This is a genomic window from Wolbachia endosymbiont (group B) of Eucosma cana (genome assembly GCF_947250645.1).
Classification (GTDB): domain Bacteria; phylum Pseudomonadota; class Alphaproteobacteria; order Rickettsiales; family Anaplasmataceae; genus Wolbachia.
On record NZ_OX366334.1, the window covers coordinates 547,704 to 566,988 of the forward strand.

Below are 19,285 nucleotides of genomic sequence, written 5' to 3' on the forward strand. Positions count from 1 at the left end.
CTATTGACTCTTTTTTTTATCTCCCGTTCCACATTCTTCCATAAAAGAGGCATTTGTAGAGTTTATACCACCCATTACTTTTATGACAATAGTTTTAGCGCCAAAAAACACAGCGCAAAATACACCGAGGGCGAAAAGAGCAGGCCACGGCATTCTACCAAATATTGCAAGTAAAGCTGCTCCTATTATCACTACGGTCATAAGCGGTCCACCTATTCCCCAAACGTAGCCAATAATATTACATATTACTTGAGCAGTTGTATCGTCATTAGAGTTAGCAGCACTTCCAACATGAGAAAAAGAAATAAATAATACTATAAGTAGAATACAAAAAACCTTTCTAATTGTAGGGTTCATCCCTATACCTTAAGTTTAAATATTATAATTATATCTAAAATAGTATAATTTTCAGTAAAACTAGCATTGTGATTTATACAATATTACATAGCAAACGATGTCTATTGGTTGTCAATCATTGCCAATTACTTGAGAACTTATTTCGACTTTCGAAAAAGAACAATAACACTTATGAGTAAAATTTCACATTACCACTTTTATGTGTTATGATAAGTTTAAATTTATAAAGAAAATAAAATTGAAAGAGTTGAGAGAGAACCGGATAGCAAGAACGAGAAAGTTTTTATCTTCACTGTTTTTTTTGCTGCTGATTGCTCTATCAATACGCAGTCTCTTATTTGAGCCATTTCATATTCCTTCTGGTTCAATGAAAAGCACTCTACTTGAGGGGGACTACATTTTTACTAGTAAATATTCATATGGTTACAGTAAACACTCTTTCCCGTTTTCTCCAAACATCTTTAGCGGCAGAATTTTTTATACCCCTCCAGAGCGTGGTGATGTAATAGTTTTCAAACCTACAAGAAATGATAGCATTAGATTTGTTAAGCGGGTAATAGGAATACCTGGCGATAAAGTGCAAATGATAGAGGGAGAATTGTACCTAAATGATCAAAAAGTAGAGTGGCGGCAAATTGAAAGTTTTTTTGATTATGAGTCAAAGCGTGATATAACAAGATACATAGAAACACTTCCGAGCGGTAAGGAACATGAGATTTTAATAGACAATGCATCCAATAAGCTATCACATAACACTCCAGTTTATTATGTACCTGATGATCAATTTTTTGTGATGGGAGACAATAGAAATAATTCTTTTGATAGTAGATTTCCTGAAATTGGGTTCATACCAGCGGAAAATATAATTGGACGCGTGAACATGGTTGGTTTATCGTTTAAATTAAGCAAAGTTGATTGGTTACCATTTAACTTTAGATTACCTGTTGCCCTGAGATTTGACAGGATACTGCACAAAGTTGTGTAAATTCTATCTGTCTGATGATTCGCATAATTCTAAAGCAGAATTTTCTAACTCAGCGATAGCATTATTAATGTTGTTTAAGTCATTTTCCTGTAAAGCGTCTTTTGCGTTCTGTAGTAAAATTTTTAACTTTTGCTCAGTGGAAACATTTTCAACTAGATGTATGAGCTTGTTACCGTTAATTTTAGCCTCTGCAAGGGAACGAGCCTTCATGTCTTCATTAAAGTTACTTACTGACTGATTGACCATATCTTGAATATCTTCTTCACTTAAGCCAGAGCTTGAATTTATTTCAACTGTCTGTTCGACTCCAGTAGTTTTTTCTCTTGCAGTGACAGTCAATATTCCATCAATGCTAACTGTAAATCCTATTTCAACTTTTGCAGAACCTGCAGGCAATTTTGGTATACCTTTGAGTTCAAATCGTGCTAGAGATTTATTATCTTCTATCATTTCACGTTCTCCTTGACAAACGTGAATTTTCATTGCTGTTTGCCCGTTAGCGTAAGTTGTAAACTCTTTTATTTCTGAAACTGGTAGTGGTGTATTTCTTGGTATAATTTTTTCAACTATTCCCCCCATAGTTTCTATGCCAAGTGATAAAGGCAGCACATCAAGGAGAATATTCCTATCTTTTGAGTTTGAAGTTAAATAATGAGCCTGCAAAGCTGCCCCATTGGCAACTGCTTTGTCCGGATCCACATCATTCAGCACTTTATTGCCAAAGAGTTTGATTAGTGAATTTTGCACTAATGGCACTCTAGTTGCGCCACCAACTAAAATTACCCCTTTTATATCATCGATTTTAAGATCTATGTTGCTTATAGTACGAGTAACTATATTTATAGTCTTATTAACCAAAGGACTGATTGCTTGCTCGAATTCTTCTTTGGTAATTTTGCACTTAAATAATTCACCATTGATGCTGAATTCAAAAGTGCCAGAGGTATCTTCACTTAGGTACTCTTTTATAGCACGTATATTGCAGATACCAGTTTTAGTGTATGAATGTTGTAATTTGTAGGTAGTTGTATCAGATGGTGCAGTGCTTGACACTGGAATCCAGTTCTTATTATATAACTTTCTGGTGTGTTCACTTGCAATCAAACTTTCTGGATCCCAGTGTCGGAGCACTGGGATGACACTAGAGCATTTTTTATTTAAACCTACCTGTTCTCTATACTTTTCAAGCACGATTAAACTAAGTAGATGATCAAAATCATCACCACCAAGTTTAGTATTACCACCAACTGCAAGAACTTGAAACACTCCTTGATGTAATTTTAATATTGAAATGTCAAATGTTCCACCACCGAGGTCATAAACTGCATATATGCCACTGTTATTGTTCTTTTCAATGGAGTAAGAAAGTGCTGCAGCGGTTGGTTCATTAATGAGGCGAAGAACATCTATGCCAGCTAATTTTGCTGCATATTTGGTTGCGTTACGTGCTGAATCATCAAAATAAGCTGGTACAGTAATCACTGCTTTGTTAACTTTCATCCCTGTGAATTTTTTTACCCTCTTGCATAGAGTTTTTAGTATCTCAGCAGAGATCTCAATAGGAGTGAGATACTTTTCTTCTGAGCATTTTACCCTAATAACTTTTTCACTTTCGTTATCTATTTCACAATTGATACCTTCTTTATGCAAATCTTTAACACTTTTACCCATTAAGCGTTTTATAGAGCAGATAGCGTTTTCGCCAACATCGTAGCCTACTTTTAGTACATCCTTTTCATATGAAATGACAGAAGGTAATAGTTCACGACCTTGCTCATCTTTAAATATTTCTACGTTGCCAGCTTTATTTACCATGGCAATTAAAGAGTTAGTAGTTCCAAGATCTATACCAAAAACTACCTCATTTGAACCTGGTTCAGAAATTTGAACTGGCCGCATTTTCCTTCATCTCCTCAAATGACTTATATAAATATCTCAATCTAAAAACTTGCGTAGCAGCTTCATCAAAATTTTTTGTAGCAAAAGCATTAATTAGGTTTTTAGTACAATCTTTTACCTTTTCATCAATCATCCTACTTGCAAATTGTAAATCATCGCAGTCTAGAAAGTATTCTCTTATTTCCATTGATTCATTTAATATTTCAGGATCAAGATGCTCTTTTTTGCTTTTTACGTCAAAAAGATCCAACAAATGTTCGGCACGCTTTAGCGGTGACTTCAGTACCTGATAAGCTTTGTTGATATTTTCCATATTTTTGGACTCTCTTTCATTTATATCAGTTTTGCTTAGCTCAATATATTTTTTCTCCAGCTCATCAAAGCTGATGTTAAAAGCCGGTTCAATTCCAAATAATGTGAAATGGTTGCTAGACATGAAAACTCTCTCCACAACCACATTTTCCTTTCTCATTAGGATTTTTGAAAATAAAACCTGATGAGAATTTTTCCTCTACATAATCCATTTCAGAGCCAAGGATAAACATGATAGATTTTGGATCGATCAGCACCTTGACTTTTTGATCATCACTGCAGCTTTCTTCAATTACCGACTCCAAAGGACGAACATCATATGCATACTCAATATCATATTTTAAACCAGAGCATCCTTTTTGCTTAATTAGAACTCTTATTCCTATTGCTTCTTCAAGGTTAGCATGCTTCTTTTTGTCCAATAAAAACCTTACCCTCTCTACTGCATTTGCAGTTAGAGTGATAGGTTTTTTAACAGAATTTACTCCTTGAAATTCACTCATATTCCTCAATGTTTTTGTTTATTTTGATAATCATGAATAGCAGCTTTTATAGCATCCTCAGCAAGTACTGAACAGTGTATCTTTACTGGCGGCAAAGACAATTCTTCCACTATTTGAGTATTCTTTATCTTTGTTACATTCTCAATAGTTTTTCCTTTGATCATTTCTGTAAGCAAAGAACTTGAAGCTATAGCAGAACCACAACCAAAAGTTTTAAATTTTGCGTCTTCAATAACACCTTTATCGTTGACCTTTATTTGCAGTTTCATTACATCTCCGCATGATGGTGCACCAACTAAACCAGTACCAACATTTGGATCATTTTTATCCAGAGAACCAACATTCCTTGGATTTTCGTAATGATCTAAAATTTTCTCATTATAACTCATAGAACTACCCGTAAACCATTACTTACATTATAACATATTTAGGTTAAAAACTAAAGTAAAATACACTAGCAAGCAGTACATTTTACTCACAAAATATATAGGTTACGAGTGTATTTACTTTACAAATACATATAGTGCATGTCATTCTTTATATGGTAATTTTAGAAGGAGTATTTCTTGAGTTTATTCAGTAATCTTTATCAAGGACTATTAAAAACCTCCTCCCGTTTTAGTGATGGAGTAAAAAATATTTTTTCTGGCAAAAAAAAATTAGATCAGTCGCTTTTAGATGATCTGGAAGAGCTGCTGATTAGCATGGATATAGGTCATAAAACTTCTAGATTGCTTATTGATAAGCTCGCAAGTATCAAATTTGAATCAGAAGTTGAGCATAGCGTTATCACACAGCAGTTAATGAGCGAAATAGAGTCGATATTAAACCCTGTAGTGCAGCCGCTCATTTTGAATAAAAAACCACACATAATAATGGTGTGCGGAGTGAATGGTAATGGAAAAACTACAACTATAGGTAAACTTGCCTATAAATATAAGGAAAAAGGGAAATCCGTTATGCTTGTTGCGTGCGACACATTCAGAGCTGCTGCGAGTGAGCAATTAAATATTTGGGCAGAACGTTCTGATTGCTCTATTGTTACTGGAGAGCACGGTAGCGATTCTGCAAGTGTGGCATATAGAGCTGTAAGTCAAGCGATAAAAGATAGCGTTGATGTTGTTTTAATTGATACAGCAGGAAGGCTACAAAACAATGTAAATCTCATGCAAGAGCTGTCAAAAATACATAGAACGATAAAGAAATTGGATGATACTGCTCCTCATGATGTTATTTTAGTTCTTGATGGAACTACTGGCCAAAATGCTTATAGCCAATTAGAGGCCTTTAGTAAAATGGTTGGTGTTACCGGGTTAATTGTAACAAAGCTAGATGGTACTGCCAAAGGTGGAGTAGTGATTGGGCTTGCAGAAGCTTATAAGGTGAAATTACACGCTATAGGAATTGGTGAAAGTATAGAAGAACTGAGGGAATTTACTGGCAAAGAGTTTGCTGAAGCGCTGTTTAAATGTGATTGAAGATTTCCTTTAACTTTTTCATATGACCAAGCTTCAATTTTTAGATGGTGTCATTCCAGTACTTCCTATCCGAGTAGCCTTTTCTTGCCATCCCAGTCTGGGATCCAGATTGCAAGTGGGTTGGGTGAGCCGTTAACGTATAAAAATTACTTCCGCATATTTTCAATCTCATTATAATTACAAATAGAGATATTTTAAGAGCTCAAAATCTATCTTTAGTCTGCAGACTTTTTAATCAAACTTATTAAAAAATGTATTCTTCAGTGTATATCTGTCGTATGTGCACTGCATTTTTTTTCTAACTCTTTTTTACACAGGAGGATTTTATGTCCAGAATTCCAGATACTTGACCTTTACTTTAGCTAAAAACCAACTGGTACCTATGGTTTTAGAAAGTGTAGGAAATAGAAACGTTTCTGTTTTTTGAGTAATTAAAAACCACTTCAGCTTGTCACTCATGCCTAAAAAGTTACTATATTAATGTAATATTGATACTTGTATACCAACATAAATATATTTTAAAAATTTAAGGAGTATATTATGACAATGTCTACCACAAATTAGTGAGAAATTAGCAGCTAGCGCAAAAAGTCTCTTTGATGAGAGCGAAAAATTATTGCTTATAGCAGAGGAAATACACAATCAAGATTTAATGTATCTTTAATCACAAAAAAGAAGATATTCTACATCTTCTTTTTTTTATGCGATAATTAGCTACTTGTTTTCGTATTCGTCCAGACAAGGTAGTTATGAGTAAAAACAGCAAATGGTCAGTGCGTGAAACTGGAATCCAGCTAAACACTTTACAATGTTTTTGATGACGAAAAGACTGGATGCCAGTGTCTGGGCACTGGCATGACAGGAGTGTGAGATAAGGCTACATACATACTCCAACAGGTATGATGGTGTCATTCCAGTGCTTGACACTGGAATCCAGAAAAAAAGAAGCCTATGTCACCTACTCAGATGACATTATGGAAGCTGGGATGACATCCTTCCCACAAGCAAAATGTTCATGCAGATAATATTTAATTGTGATTGAAGACCTCTTTTAACTCTTTTATATGACCAAGCTTAATTATCTCAATATCATGAGAAGAATAATTGCCATTTTTAGGCATAATCGCTTTTTTAAATCCTAACTTTTGTGCTTCCCTTAGTCTGAGATCAGCATGCGAAACATTTCTAATTTCTCCTGAAAGTGCAACTTCACCGCAGATTATTGAAGAAGTTAGTAGCGGTAAATTTACTAAACTTGAAATAAGGGAAGCAGCAACAGCAAGATCAGCTGATGGTTCCTGTATTTTGAGTCCTCCCGCAATGTTTAGGTATACTTCTTTATCATGCAAAAACATTTTACAACGAGCACTTAGAACCGCGATTATCATAGCTAATCTATTAATATCCCAACCAACTACTGCTCTTCTTGGAGTTGCCATATTAGTCCTTGCTATTAATGCTTGCACTTCCATTAAGATTGGTCTTGAGCCTTCAACTCCTGCAAATACGGCGCTGCCAACTACTTCTCTATCATGTACGGTCAAGAATAATGATGATGGATTATCAACAGGCATGAGTCCTGCTTTAGACATCTCAAAAACACCAATTTCATTTGCAGGGCCAAATCTATTTTTAATAGTACGTAAAATGCGATATTGATTACTATTTTCACCCTCAAAATATAGTACTGTATCTACCATATGCTCCAGGGTTTTAGGTCCCGCTATTTGTCCATCTTTCGTTATATGGCCAACTATTAAGAGAGAAACACCATATTGCTTTGCAAGAACAGTCAATTCATGAGCGCAGGTACGGACTTGAGTTACAGTTCCTGGTGCTGATGTGACTTTGCTATCATACATAGTTTGTATAGAATCAATTATCAAGAACTTAATACTTTTATTTTTCCTTATTGTTGCTACTACATCAGTTAAAGATACTGTAGATAAAAGCTTAATTTTAGGTTCATTTATCTTAAGACGCTTTGCTCTGAGGCTCACTTGCTCTAAAGATTCCTCGCCAGATACATAAAGACATTCAAAAGAGGAAAGTTGTACAACATTAGCTGCAATCCTAAGCAAAAGAGTAGATTTTCCAATTCCAGGTTCACCACCAATTAAAATGCTAGCACCTTGAACGATACCTCCACCAAAAACTCTATCTAACTCTTCTATTCCTGTTAAAAAACGATCGGGGGTAATAATTTCACTATCTGATAACGCTTTTATTGAAATTGGTGCAGATGTACTTCTCGTTTCTGTTTTTAGTACTATTTCTTCGACAACCGTATCCCAACTGTCACATGCAATACACCTTCCTACCCACCTTCCAGTGCTATGACCGCAGAATTGACATACGTATGCAGTTTTCATAAAAGCCAAAATTATAATTGTAATAAAAATTAGCTAAATAAGTGAAATAAATTTAAATAGAGAAAATTACCAATCACACTTTTTATCTTGTGGTTTTATTTGCAATATTGCTACTAAGCTGACTAATAAGCAAAAAATTACATAAAGCCCAGCAGCAAAGTCTATTTTAGGAAACATTATAGTAAACCAAGTGCATATCATAGGAGTAAATCCACCATGCAGGGCATAAGAAATGTTACGTGATAAACTCACACCACTAAATCTAACATTAGTAGGAAAAAGCTCAGCAGTAACTATCCCTATAGGATTAATACCCCTCTCGATTATAGAAAGAGCCATCACACTCAACATAATTATTAGGTAGCTTTTATAGTAATATGCAATAGATAACATAGGACAACATATTACCATTGTTATCACTATAAATAAGATTGCAGTGCGTTCTCTTCCTGTTTTATCAGCTAAAATTCCAAGCACTATTGAAGATATCGGCATTAATATACTGGTTATAATGAGTACAACTTCGTTGACATACGTTGTTACATAAGTTTCAACAGACACTATTTCTTTTGCAATTGTTCTAAGAAATATGGTAAATCCAACAGCAACATTAACAGGTACAGATATTAAAATGGCAAGTATCAGGGCTCTTTTATAGCGTTTTGTAAGCTCTATTATTGGTACATTAGGTAAATTTCTTTGTTCTCGATTTTTTTCATACGCTGGAGTTTCTCCTAGTGTATATATACTACATGCGCTTATTAATCCTAAAATGGCTGAAAAAATAAACGGCAGCCTCCAACCCCAAGCGTTAAAATCAGTGGTTTTTTTACAGATGATCACTGCAACGACAGAGAGCAATATGCCAATGGAGCGACCAAAACTTATTATTCCAAAAAACATTCCTAGTTTTTTCTTATTAGGTAAATGCTCTATGAGATAAACAGAGCTACCTCCTTGCTCAGCGCCAAGTGCAACCCCTTGTATCAGATGGATTGTAAGAAGCAACATAGTAGAGGTTATTCCTATTTTACTATAACTTGGAATAAACGCAACGAGACTAGAAGGAATCGATATTAGCAAGATAGCAATCGTTAACGCCATTCTCCTTCCATACCTATCACCAATGTGACCAAATACGAATGCACCAAGTGGTCTTACCATAGCGCCCAGTCCTGCAATTCCAAACAATTGCAATATGCTGTAGTAGATATCTTTTGCATAACAAAATTCTCTACTAATTATATTAACCAGATCAATAAAGAGCATATGGTCATACCATATTGCGATTCTACAGAGTATTGTTGCAATCAATACTCTTGTTTGTTGATTGTACACTTAGTTTAATTTGTAAATGTCTACTTATTTTTATTTTGGCTGCTTTTTAGAACTTTGCAACTCAAGCGTATGGCTTACATGTAAATATTATTAAAATTGGAACTTGCATAACCAGCCATTCTGGGATCAAATAAGAAAATCTGGTCATGCGCTGGAATGACATGGTGGAATGTCCTTCTTGTCATTCCAGTACTCCTTTTCTTGTCATCCCAGTGCTCCGACACTGGGATCCAGTTAAATTTACGAGTATAAAAGTAATCAACGTTTCTGATGATGGAAAAATGGATCCCAGTGTCGGAGCACTGGGATGACACCTCTCTTAAATTACTTTAGCTACAAATATCAAGAAATTTACCAAGTAGAAAAAAGACAAAAGAAACCCCCTATTAGCTAGCTCTAATCCTGAAAATTGGCCTGTCTTAAACAGCCCGTTTCAGCTTATATGGTTAAAAAACTGGAAGTTTTGTAAAGAAATAAGATGCACATAGTGCAAAAAATTAAAAATAAGACGACAACTGCGTTATGCTTTTGTCGTTTAATCTCCACAGACGAAGATAAATAGTATAGCGTTATCCTTATGGTAAGGAAGTTGGGGAAATTTGTAAAGTAGGCTCTTTCATTAGGTTTTTTGTTAACATTAAAACAATTCACTTAAAAAACTGAGAAGACCATTAAAATATTTTTTTACTTTTTATTCTATATATTTCAACATATTACCTTTAAGTACTAATAATTATGGCATTATTGATAGTTGAGTCGCCGGCAAAGGCAAAGACGATAGGTAAATATTTGAGTAAAGAATTTAAAGTGGCTGCATCCTTTGGCCACGTCAGAGATCTGCCAGCGAAGAATGGTTCTGTTGATCCTGATAATGACTTTGCCATGAAGTATGAGATTATTGAAAAAGCAGAAAAGTATGTAAAAGAGTTAGTCAAGGAAGCTAGTAAAACATCAGATATATACCTTGCAACAGATCCAGACAGAGAAGGGGAAGCAATAGCTTGGAATGTGATAGAGGCACTAAAGGAAAGAAAAGCAATCAATGATGAAAGCAACATTCATAGAGTAGTCTTTAACGAAATAACAAAAAGAGCAGTGCAAGAAGCTATAAAAAATCCACGTGAAATTAATATGGACTTAGTGCGTGCACAGCAAGCACGCAGAGCTTTGGATTATCTAGTTGGATTTAGCTTGTCACCGCTGCTGTGGACAAAATTGTCGGGAAGCAAATCTGCAGGGCGAGTGCAGTCTGTTGCATTAAAGCTTATATGCGAACGAGAGGATGAAATCAGTAAGTTTATAACACAGGAGTATTGGAGCATAAAGGCAGAAATGCAAAATAGCAAATATGAGGCTTTTTTTGCTATGCTGAGTCACTATGACAATAAGAAGCTAGAAAAATTTGATATTAAAAATGAAGAAGAGGCAAAGAACTTAGTCAGGGAGATCGAGTCAAGGCAGTATGCTGTAAGCACAGTAGAACGCAAGCAAGTTAAGAGAAACCCGCTTCCTCCATTTATCACCTCAAGTCTTCAGCAAGATGCAGTGAATAAACTGTATTTTAATGTGAAAAATGTTATGCGAGTAGCGCAAAATTTATATGAAGGTATCAATATTGGTGGTGAAATCGTAGGGTTGATAACTTACATGCGTACAGATGGGTTTCATATTGCAGATGAGGCTATAAACTCAATTAGAGGGTCAATTAAGTCGTTATATGGTGATAAATATTTACCGCAGTCTCCTCGTAAATATGTAAAAAAGGTCAAAAATGCTCAAGAAGCACATGAAGCAATCCGGCCAACTGATATTAATAGAACGCCGGGTAGTATTAAGGATTACTTAACGCCAGAGCAATTTAAATTGTACGATTTAATCTGGAAAAGAACCATTGCAAGTCAAATGGAATCGGCGATTCTTGATCAAGTGGTAGTTGAAATTAGTTCTATTGACCAGAAAGTGATTCTGCGGGCAAGTGGATCAAGTATATTCTTTGATGGTTTTTATAAAGTCTATCAAGATAACATGGAAGCCGAAAATGAAGTCCTGCTACCTGCCATGAAGGAAGGGGAAGCATGTAAGCTGATTTCAGTTGAGCCAAAACAGCATTTCACTCAACCGCCACCTCGTTATAGTGAAGCAAGTATCGTTAAAAAAATGGAAGAAATCGGTATAGGTCGCCCGTCAACTTATGCAACAATTATTTCAGTATTACAAGATCGTGAGTATGTTTCATTGGATAACAAAAGATTTATTCCAAGCAGCCGCGGTAAAATCGTTACTATATTTTTAGAAACTTTTTTTCAGCGTTGTGTAGAGTATGACTTTACAGCACAAATGGAAGAAAGGCTTGATTCAATCTCAAATGGACATGCAGATTGGAAAAAAGAACTAGGCTATTTTTGGGTGCCATTTTTTAATCATGTAAATTCTGTTAAGCAAATGACACATGATGAGATTTTTAGTGGTATTCATGATTTGGTAGTCAATTGGTTTTGCTCAGAGGAAGGAAAGGAAGAAATAGGTAAAAAATGTCCTAATTGCTCTGGTGGTATATTGAAATTAAATTTTGGAAAAGCCGGTGTGTTTCTTGGATGTTCTAACTATCCTGAATGCAACCATACAAAAGAAATTACGGGCAGTAATGACAATTCAGAATATCCAAAAAGTTTGGGTATAGATGATGTGACAGGCCAAGAGGTAATGATCAAAAAAGGTCCTTTTGGACTTTATCTGGAGTTTAATAGTGAGTCAGAAAAGAAAAAAAAGATTTCTGTACCAAAAGATATAAATGTTAATGATATTGATCTAAATACCGCCACTCGATTACTTTCCCTGCCGAAAATAATCGGAGAGCACCCTGAAACTGGAAAAGAAGTAAAAATAGGTCTTGGACGATTTGGGTACTATATTCTCTATGATGGTCGATACTTTTCTCTTAAAAAAAGCTCTAAGGAGGTATTAGACACACAATTAAACGAAGCTATACAAATTATTGAGAGCAGCCCACGCAAAGAGCTAAAATCTCTTGGTTTTAATGAAAAGGGAAAAGAAGTTTTTATCTGCAACGGTAGGTACGGATTCTATATAAAATGCGGTAAAACAAACGTTGCGTTGGGCAAGAATGCAGATATTGAAAGTATAGATCTGAAGAAGGCTTTAGAGTTAATTAAGAATAAAAAGTAGACTTCTTGCATAACCATATGCTTTTTATTGTTGTTCCAGCGCTACACGCTGGAACTATAATGCACCCATAAACTAGACCAAAAAAAAATGGTTGATCCGAGTAGGAAGGTAAAGGGGTAAAAGTATGGCAACAAAAAAATATGAACCAGAGTTAAAAGCAAAGATAGCTTTGGAAGCAATAAAAAATCAAAAAAGCACAGCTGAGATATGTAGTGAATATAAAATACCATCAACAAATCTATATGATTGGCGTGATAGAGTATTGGCAAGGTTAAAAGACCTATTTGTTGAAGAAAGTGAAAGTGCGAGAAAACAAAGAATCTTAGCGCAAGAAATAGAAAGTTTACATAAAGTAATAGGAGAATTGACAGTGGAAAATAGCTATTTGAAAAAAAAATTACTGAAATAAGCAAAAAAGATAGAGTAAGGTTTATAGAAAAAGATTCTGATCTGTCAATTAGGAAACAGGCTGATTTATTGGGGATTTGCAGATCTAGCCTATATTATAGGCCTATAATTAATAACGAAAGTGAAGTAGCAAATTTGATTCAAGAAGTATATTTGGCTTCTGATTGCCGTTATGGATATCGTAAAATTACTGCTGAAATCATAGCGAGTGGAGTAGTATAGTAGTTTCGAAAATGAATGATAAATTTTCATTACGAGATTACCCCCTAAAAGCTGCGAGTTTGTATGTTAGTGCACTATCATTTATTTTAGAAAACACTATAGTCAATCACAAAAAAATCTTAAGAATTATGAAAAAAATGAAGATTAGTGGGCTGTATTGTAGAAAAAGATGTAATACAAGTATTAAAGAAAAAAAGCATAAAATATATCCTTATTTACTCAAAGATTTGATTATTTGTAGAGTTAATCAGGTATGGGCTACTGATATAACATATATTATGGTAGAAGGTAAGTTTATCTATTTTGTGGCAATAATGGACTTGTATAGTCGCTATATTATTGCTCATTCATTATCACCATATCTCGATGCTGGATTTTGCCTTTATACTCTCAAAGAAGCTCTAAAACAAGGTAAACCTGAGATTTTTAATAGTGATCAGGGGGTGCAGTTTACTAGCTACAACTTTATTATGGAATTAGAGCGTGCTAATATTAAAATCAGTATGGACCATAAAGGACGTTGCTTCGACAATATATTTGTTGAGCGCTTATGGAGAACTTTAAAGCAAGAAGCTATATATTATTATAGACCAAATAGTATCAGAGATTTAAATCTTATAATAAATGATTTTGTTGCTTGGTATAACTATAGAAGGCGACATCAGACTCTACATTATAAAGTTCCTGCTGATCTTTATTATTATAAACAGTAAATGAATATATTGATAAATACTTTAAATGTGTGTCGACGTATTTATCAACATATTCATTTTAAAAATCGGATCACTTTGAAAAAAATGGTCTAGACAAATGGGTGCATTATACATTTTATCATTACCTGTTTGTTGAGCCATTTTTTTTGCTTTATCATCAAACTTTAAAGTTTCTGGTTTGTATTCACTGCTACCAATAACACCAAAACCTCTATATCCGATATGCATATTTACATCTTCATTTATATGATAATCAAAGCCAGCCTTTAATTGACCTGCAGGTCTTATTGATGATTTTTCAAACATCGTCATTTTTGTTGCACCAATTCCAATACCGACGTAGGGAGAAAAAGAGAAACTATCACTTTTCCAATAATGATAAACATTTGCCATTACAGATATGTTCTCAATTTTGTCATGGTTAATAATTGATCCATATCGATTGCCACCTTCTGTGTACGATATTGTCATCTGGCCGCTTGTTAAACCAACATTATCCACTTTCACAGAAGAATACATTCCTTCTAATTCAGCTCTATAGCTATTATTGCCTAGTTCTCCTGTGTAACCAAGTGCTACATTTGCAGCAAAAGGTGGGTTATAATCTCCTTTATACTTACTTATTAACTGACCTTCTGTTCTCTGAGCGTCTATGTCATTTATAGATACACGGTTATCATCTTTAGCATCTTTGCCTCCAATTTTTGCTTTCAACTTACCCAAGTTCAAATATTGACCGTAATATCCACCACCAAAGTAAAATCCTTCTGTTTCACTTGCAAAAGATTGTTGTGACAACAATAAAGCAAGTGCTGTAACTGCTAATGTTTTTTTACTCATCATGACTATTCCTCTAGTTAAAATAGCTAATCTAGTACTAATTAATTAAAAATGATTTAATATGAAAAAACTAATTATTTTCTAAGCTAAAAAATAGGTAAAATTAACCTCTATCCTCGATTTTATTGCCGTCTAGTTTGTCCTCATCTTCAAATTCATCATCATCGTCAAATTCATCCTTACTGTCTTCATCATCAAACCCATCATCGTCTTCCTCATCATCAAACCCATCACCACCTTCAAACTTATCATCAATATCCTCGTCTTCAAATCCATCTTCAATCTCTGGCTCATCGTATATTGCATCTTCAGTTTTAGCTTCAACAGGATAATCAGCAGCTTCAATAGCATTACTCTCTTCTTCATTACTAATCTTATCTTTGTTAGCAGCAGAAAAGACCTTGTTTGGATCATATGGCTCTTGTGTAGGCACACGTGTTGGTTTAATCAGCCTTCTTGTGAATGTGCTATCACTATAGTACAAAATTTTCTTTGACTTAATTGGATAAGTCGATTCTATCAAAATTATCTGATCATCACGTGGCAGCATAATAATTTCTTGAGGTAAGAGCAATGCTCTCTGTGTTTCAGAGATATGCAATGATCTTGATGCAGGATTCAAGTCTAAAAATTTAGGTTTGTTTAATGATTCTTGTTGTACAGTTTTGTTTCCTATAAGCTGAGATATCAAATTAGCCGTTTCAATATTATTGGCTGCAAAAGTTATTCTATAGGTTGAGTTTGATAAAAAGGAGTTCATTCCTGCTTCTTCATATATTCCTTTAAGCTGTTCAGTATCTTGAACAATTAAAAATAACCTTACTCGATAGCCACGAAAGTATGCGATGCCCGTTTGAAATTGCTCCATTTTTCCAAGTGTTGGAAACTCATCCATTAAAAATAATACGCCGTAAGGCTCGTCATCCGATGGCAATTTTCTACATAAAAACTCAGTTGCCTGTTGGTAAAAAACCTGCATTAAAGGCCTGAGCCTAGTTAAGTTATCAGGAGTTAAACCAACATAAACTGTAGTTTTCTTCTTTTTAAAATCCAAAATATTAAAATCACTTGATGCAGTTGCAGTATCGATCAATGGGTTTGCCCACAATTCAAGCGACGAGTTCATAGTTGACACAACACCTGATCTTTCTTTGTCAGCCTTTTGCAAAAAAGCTGCAATGTTCATATACGCTACCGGATGTATTATTTTACCCATTGTGTCCAAAACTACAGCAAGATTGTAAACTACGTCATCGCTACGCATCGTACGCACAACCTCACCAAAAGATTTAACTTTCTCTGGTGCAGCAAGTAAATATAGTACCACCCCAACAAATAAGCTTCTTGCTTCGTTTTGCCAAAAATCTTGTTCAGGCATGATTAGGTTAGCTATTTTTTGCACATCGTCAACCATCTGTCCAGGTTTTTCACTAATCCATTCCAGTGGATTATAACAATGGCTTACCCCATCTGGCTGAGCTGGGTTCCATACATATACTTTTTGTCCTTGTCGCTCTCGCCAACCACTTGTTATTTCATAGTTTTCTAATTTTATATCATGCACAATTACCGAATCATTCCAAAATAACAAATTAGGAATTACAAAACCAACACCTTTACCAGAGCCTGTAGGTGCAAAGAGCAATGCATGCTGAAACCCATCAGCAATAAAATATCCTCTCTTATCTTTACCAAGCAATAGACCTTTTTTGCTTCTTAATCCCGCTTTTCGTATGTCTTTCTCTGATGCCCACTGTGAATCTCCATGAAGTGATTCTTTCTTTTTAAATGGCCGCCACTCAATTAGTCTTTCTCTCACATTCCACAAAATAATCATCAAAACAATTTGAGGCAGTACAGAAGATACAACTAATTTAATTTTGAGCTCAAAGCTATATAGCTCTGGATGATGCCAACAATATTGTATATGATCAAAAATTGTCGGCCAGAGAGCTTGAGGAAAAGGTGTCAAGCTAGGATTAATTGCTCTAAAATCTACACCATCTGGACCGTCAACAAACAGGTAGAATAATATACCAGACAAATAGAAGCAAAATTCAAGTATGCTAAAAGATACTACACCTCCTATGAGAATATTGCGTAGGTGATTTCCATTACTCATAAACTACTTTTTCTTAACTTACGTATAAATTTAAGTATTTTCATTTGAAGATCTAGTAAATAATATTTCAGAAATGCTTCTTTTTCCACCACTGGTCCTTTTGAGTTGAATAACAATGTCAATTACATTTCTAATGTATGGTATGATCTGATCTGGGGGAATTCCAAGATTTGCTTGCATAACCATAAGTTTTATTTGCTCAAGAGCCATTGCCGGACTATCCGCATGAAGAGTTGATATTGACCCTGGGTGGCCAGTGTTTATTGCTCTAAGAAAACTAAAAGCTTCTGCTCCACGCAGCTCACCAACTATTATTCTATCTGGTCTTAAACGTAAACATGCCTCTATCAAATCTTGAGTGGTCACTTTTGCCCTACCCTGACCTCCTTTAGAAGCAATAAGATGTACTCTATTCGGATGATCATTCAAAACTATCTCTCTTGCATCTTCAACAGTAATAATTCTTTCTTCAGATGGAATAGCACGCAAAGTAGCATTAGTAAAAGTGGTTTTACCAGTGGAAGTTCCACCACTAATTATGATATTTTTCTTACTTATTACAGCATATTCTAAAAACTCTTTTATTTTTTTTTGTTTCAGTAGCAAATCTAGGTGACGATCTACTGGATTATCGGTCACTCCTATAACAGTTTCAGAAAAAGCCCCCATTTTTTCATAATCATCCAATGCCAATTGCATAGAAGAAGGTTTACGAATTGAAATGACTACTTTATCAGGCTCACATGCTGGAGGAAACACTATCTGTATACGATAACCATTTGGTAATGTAGCTGAAAGCAGCGGTGTCTCTTCGCTCAGTTTTTGTTCTGTAGCTTGAGCAATCAACCTGCTAAGAGATTTTAAATGATTAAGATCAAATATTTCTAACTTTTCGCATCTTATTTCACCGCGATTTTCAATCCATACTTCCTTCGGTTTATTTATTGATATTTCATTTACACCTTCCTCTTGAAATATCCCTTGTAATGGCTCCAAGTATGTATCAAGTGCAGCATAGTTCATTTCAGTTATTTAATATTGACTGTGGAGGAAATACTATATCTTGGTTAACAAATACTTTCAATGCAGTTCCTTGATTAACATAAATAGTTGGTTTTTTATCTACACTCCTATCAACTATATCTCGCATGTCTTTGGAAAAATCATTGATTGACTTCCCAATTGCTTCATCATAAACAGATTTGCTTCTTTTCTGAGTTTGCCTCAACAGTTGACGTACATCGTCTAAAGTTATACCGATATTGTCACTAGTAATTGTACCAACTCCACTAGCTCCAGAACTTTTTATCACACTTACTATTTCTTCCTTTATTATTCTCAGCAAATCCTGATCACTTTTAGCATTTCGAATTTTTTCAATAGCCCTAATACCCAATTTCCATTTTTCGTCTCCTACCTTCCCAACTTCAGTTTTTATAGAATTCTCCAATCTCTCAACAATAGCCCCTTTGAGAGAAGAAATATCTATTTCAGTTGCAGTAATAGACTTCACTGCATCCATGGCAGTTAGCGCATCGATAAGATTAGAGGCTTTTTGTCCTACAACAGCTGAACCAATCGAAACACCAGCAAGTGCCACTGAAGAGAATAATGCACTTGCTATTTTATTATCAACTATTCCAGCTATCCCTGCCCTTCCAAGCTCATCGGTACCAGATGATGCAATAGCAACATCTATACCATGAGGAAGAATGATCCTATTCCAATTTATGTTCACGCGGGCTTTTGCAACGTTTGAGTCAAATGAATAACCACCTATTAACCTTGAACCTTTTGGTATTAAAATTGTATCACCAGTTTCTGCATAAACGTCTCTACTAACAACAGCACGGAGCATTCCTTGTAAGTCAGAACTTATTGCAGTTTCAAGAATAGCGTCAATAACTTTACCTTGAATAATCATTAAACCAAGCTTTCCAGCTTTGGTAGCTTTGCTCGATTGTGCTGAGGTATTGGATAAAACAGCATCTGTAGCTTTACCTTCCCCACTACTACCTGAAATTGCTAACATTTGTGCACTACGTCTGTCTCTAGGATAACCGCCACCCCCTATTGTAGGAAATGAAGTAGGCAAATTGCTAATAACATTACCAGAAGGAAAATTTTGCTTTGGTAAAACAGGTATATTTGACAAGGGAATTTCTTTTAGTTGCTCTTCTTTTTTTGTCACTTCCTCTTTTTTGATTTGTTTTACTTCTGGTATGACTTGTGGAATAGGAAGAGGAGGTAAGGGTGGCAAGAGATCAGTTGCTATCCTCTCGGAAACTACTACATTATCTGGAACTTGTTCTAACTTTCCTTTCAATTCTTGAATGTTTTGCTTTGTTTCCTCTTTTTTAACAATCTCTGGACCCTCTTTATTAGAAGGACTAAAATAAAGATAGTACACTCCACCAACTAAGAGCGCTACCATAACTATCATCAATGCCTTGTAACCTTGATTAGAGCCAACTGTTACTACCTTGCTTTCTATCTCTGATTCATCTTCTACACTATTATGCCTTTCTTTACTCATATTATATGTACCAC

The 19,285-nt window shown here is 35.0% G+C and carries 14 protein-coding genes and 2 pseudogenes; 5 read left to right on the top strand and 11 right to left on the bottom strand.

Features of this window, described 5'->3' with window-relative positions; all coding sequences use genetic code 11:
- The gene (locus tag OOK99_RS02655) at window positions 1-357 is read right to left on the bottom strand and encodes a TrbC/VirB2 family protein (RefSeq protein ID WP_007302624.1); all 357 of its coding nucleotides are present in this window, start codon (window positions 355-357) and stop codon (window positions 1-3) included.
- Between the two features lie 199 nt (window positions 358-556).
- On the opposite strand from OOK99_RS02655, the gene lepB reads away from it, so the two are divergent.
- Complete coding sequence (gene lepB / locus OOK99_RS02660) at window positions 557-1,342, top strand: signal peptidase I (protein ID WP_264720102.1); 786 nt, start codon at window positions 557-559, stop codon at window positions 1,340-1,342.
- A gap of 3 nt (window positions 1,343-1,345) precedes the next feature.
- Here the strand turns inward: lepB and OOK99_RS02665 are convergent, their stop codons facing one another.
- Genes OOK99_RS02665 through iscU form a run of 4 tightly spaced genes read right to left on the bottom strand, consistent with a single transcriptional unit; the run spans window position 1,346 to window position 4,445 of the window.
- On the bottom strand, window positions 1,346-3,241 hold the full coding sequence (locus OOK99_RS02665) for an Hsp70 family protein (protein ID WP_264720103.1): 1,896 nt from the start codon (window positions 3,239-3,241) through the stop codon (window positions 1,346-1,348).
- On the bottom strand, window positions 3,219-3,677 hold the full coding sequence (locus OOK99_RS02670; protein WP_264330518.1) for an iron-sulfur cluster co-chaperone HscB C-terminal domain-containing protein: 459 nt from the start codon (window positions 3,675-3,677) through the stop codon (window positions 3,219-3,221). Before OOK99_RS02670 ends, OOK99_RS02665 begins: the two co-directional genes overlap by 23 nt.
- Window positions 3,670-4,056 carry a HesB/IscA family protein gene (locus OOK99_RS02675; RefSeq protein ID WP_006012614.1) on the bottom strand — a complete coding sequence of 129 codons (387 nt, stop codon included), beginning with the start codon at window positions 4,054-4,056 and terminating at the stop codon, window positions 3,670-3,672. Before OOK99_RS02675 ends, OOK99_RS02670 begins: the two co-directional genes overlap by 8 nt.
- A gap of 5 nt (window positions 4,057-4,061) precedes the next feature.
- Complete coding sequence (gene iscU / locus OOK99_RS02680) at window positions 4,062-4,445, bottom strand: Fe-S cluster assembly scaffold IscU (RefSeq protein WP_007302620.1); 384 nt, start codon at window positions 4,443-4,445, stop codon at window positions 4,062-4,064.
- Window positions 4,446-4,622: 177 nt separating this feature from the next.
- Between iscU and ftsY the strand changes: the two genes are divergently transcribed.
- Window positions 4,623-5,534, top strand: a complete 912-nt coding sequence (gene ftsY / locus OOK99_RS02685) for a signal recognition particle-docking protein FtsY (protein WP_264720106.1) — start codon at window positions 4,623-4,625, stop codon at window positions 5,532-5,534.
- Window positions 5,535-6,562: 1,028 nt separating this feature from the next.
- On the opposite strand, the gene radA is transcribed toward ftsY, so the two are convergent.
- Together radA and OOK99_RS02695 are read right to left on the bottom strand one after the other, a co-directional pair.
- Complete coding sequence (gene radA, locus OOK99_RS02690) at window positions 6,563-7,906, bottom strand: DNA repair protein RadA (protein WP_264720107.1); 1,344 nt, start codon at window positions 7,904-7,906, stop codon at window positions 6,563-6,565.
- Window positions 7,907-7,972: 66 nt separating this feature from the next.
- A complete protein-coding gene (locus OOK99_RS02695; protein WP_143689067.1) occupies window positions 7,973-9,244 on the bottom strand; it encodes an MFS transporter in 1,272 nt (423 codons plus the stop codon).
- 735 nt (window positions 9,245-9,979) lie between these two features.
- Between OOK99_RS02695 and topA the strand changes: the two genes are divergently transcribed.
- The 3 genes and pseudogenes from topA to OOK99_RS02710 form a co-directional block, all read left to right on the top strand.
- Window positions 9,980-12,430 (top strand): type I DNA topoisomerase, encoded by a 2,451-nt coding sequence (gene topA, locus OOK99_RS02700; RefSeq protein WP_264720108.1) that lies wholly within the window; start codon window positions 9,980-9,982, stop codon window positions 12,428-12,430.
- A 124-nt stretch (window positions 12,431-12,554) separates the two neighbouring features.
- Window positions 12,555-13,057 (top strand): annotated as a pseudogene (locus tag OOK99_RS02705) (transposase); the annotation flags it as partial.
- 104 nt (window positions 13,058-13,161) lie between these two features.
- A pseudogene (locus tag OOK99_RS02710) lies at window positions 13,162-13,773 on the top strand (IS3-like element ISWpi17 family transposase); the annotation flags it as partial.
- Between the two features lie 21 nt (window positions 13,774-13,794).
- On the opposite strand, the gene OOK99_RS02715 reads toward OOK99_RS02710, so the two are convergent.
- The 4 genes from OOK99_RS02715 to OOK99_RS02730 form a co-directional block, all read right to left on the bottom strand.
- On the bottom strand, window positions 13,795-14,616 hold the full coding sequence (locus tag OOK99_RS02715; RefSeq protein WP_264720109.1) for a P44/Msp2 family outer membrane protein: 822 nt from the start codon (window positions 14,614-14,616) through the stop codon (window positions 13,795-13,797).
- Window positions 14,617-14,716: 100 nt separating this feature from the next.
- Complete coding sequence (locus tag OOK99_RS02720) at window positions 14,717-16,735, bottom strand: type IV secretory system conjugative DNA transfer family protein (RefSeq protein WP_211907957.1); 2,019 nt, start codon at window positions 16,733-16,735, stop codon at window positions 14,717-14,719.
- A 30-nt stretch (window positions 16,736-16,765) separates the two neighbouring features.
- Window positions 16,766-17,758 (bottom strand): P-type DNA transfer ATPase VirB11, encoded by a 993-nt coding sequence (gene virB11, locus OOK99_RS02725; protein WP_007302612.1) that lies wholly within the window; start codon window positions 17,756-17,758, stop codon window positions 16,766-16,768.
- A gap of 1 nt (window position 17,759) precedes the next feature.
- Entirely contained in the window at window positions 17,760-19,271 is a 1,512-nt protein-coding gene (locus OOK99_RS02730) for a TraB/TrbI/VirB10 family type IV secretion system protein (protein WP_264720110.1), read from the bottom strand.
- Window positions 19,272-19,285 lie beyond the last annotated feature (14 nt).

Coding starts and splice junctions, on each gene's coding strand:
- OOK99_RS02715 (WP_264720109.1), bottom strand. CDS start 14,616: ATGATGAGTAAAAAAACATTAGCAGTTACAGCACTTGCTTTATTGTTG.
- topA (WP_264720108.1), top strand. CDS start 9,980: ATGGCATTATTGATAGTTGAGTCGCCGGCAAAGGCAAAGACGATAGGT.
- virB11 (WP_007302612.1), bottom strand. CDS start 17,758: ATGAACTATGCTGCACTTGATACATACTTGGAGCCATTACAAGGGATA.
- OOK99_RS02730 (WP_264720110.1), bottom strand. CDS start 19,271: ATGAGTAAAGAAAGGCATAATAGTGTAGAAGATGAATCAGAGATAGAA.
- OOK99_RS02675 (WP_006012614.1), bottom strand. CDS start 4,056: ATGAGTGAATTTCAAGGAGTAAATTCTGTTAAAAAACCTATCACTCTA.
- OOK99_RS02655 (WP_007302624.1), bottom strand. CDS start 357: ATGAACCCTACAATTAGAAAGGTTTTTTGTATTCTACTTATAGTATTA.
- OOK99_RS02720 (WP_211907957.1), bottom strand. CDS start 16,735: ATGAGTAATGGAAATCACCTACGCAATATTCTCATAGGAGGTGTAGTA.
- iscU (WP_007302620.1), bottom strand. CDS start 4,445: ATGAGTTATAATGAGAAAATTTTAGATCATTACGAAAATCCAAGGAAT.
- lepB (WP_264720102.1), top strand. CDS start 557: ATGTGTTATGATAAGTTTAAATTTATAAAGAAAATAAAATTGAAAGAG.
- OOK99_RS02670 (WP_264330518.1), bottom strand. CDS start 3,677: ATGTCTAGCAACCATTTCACATTATTTGGAATTGAACCGGCTTTTAAC.
- radA (WP_264720107.1), bottom strand. CDS start 7,906: ATGAAAACTGCATACGTATGTCAATTCTGCGGTCATAGCACTGGAAGG.
- OOK99_RS02665 (WP_264720103.1), bottom strand. CDS start 3,241: ATGCGGCCAGTTCAAATTTCTGAACCAGGTTCAAATGAGGTAGTTTTT.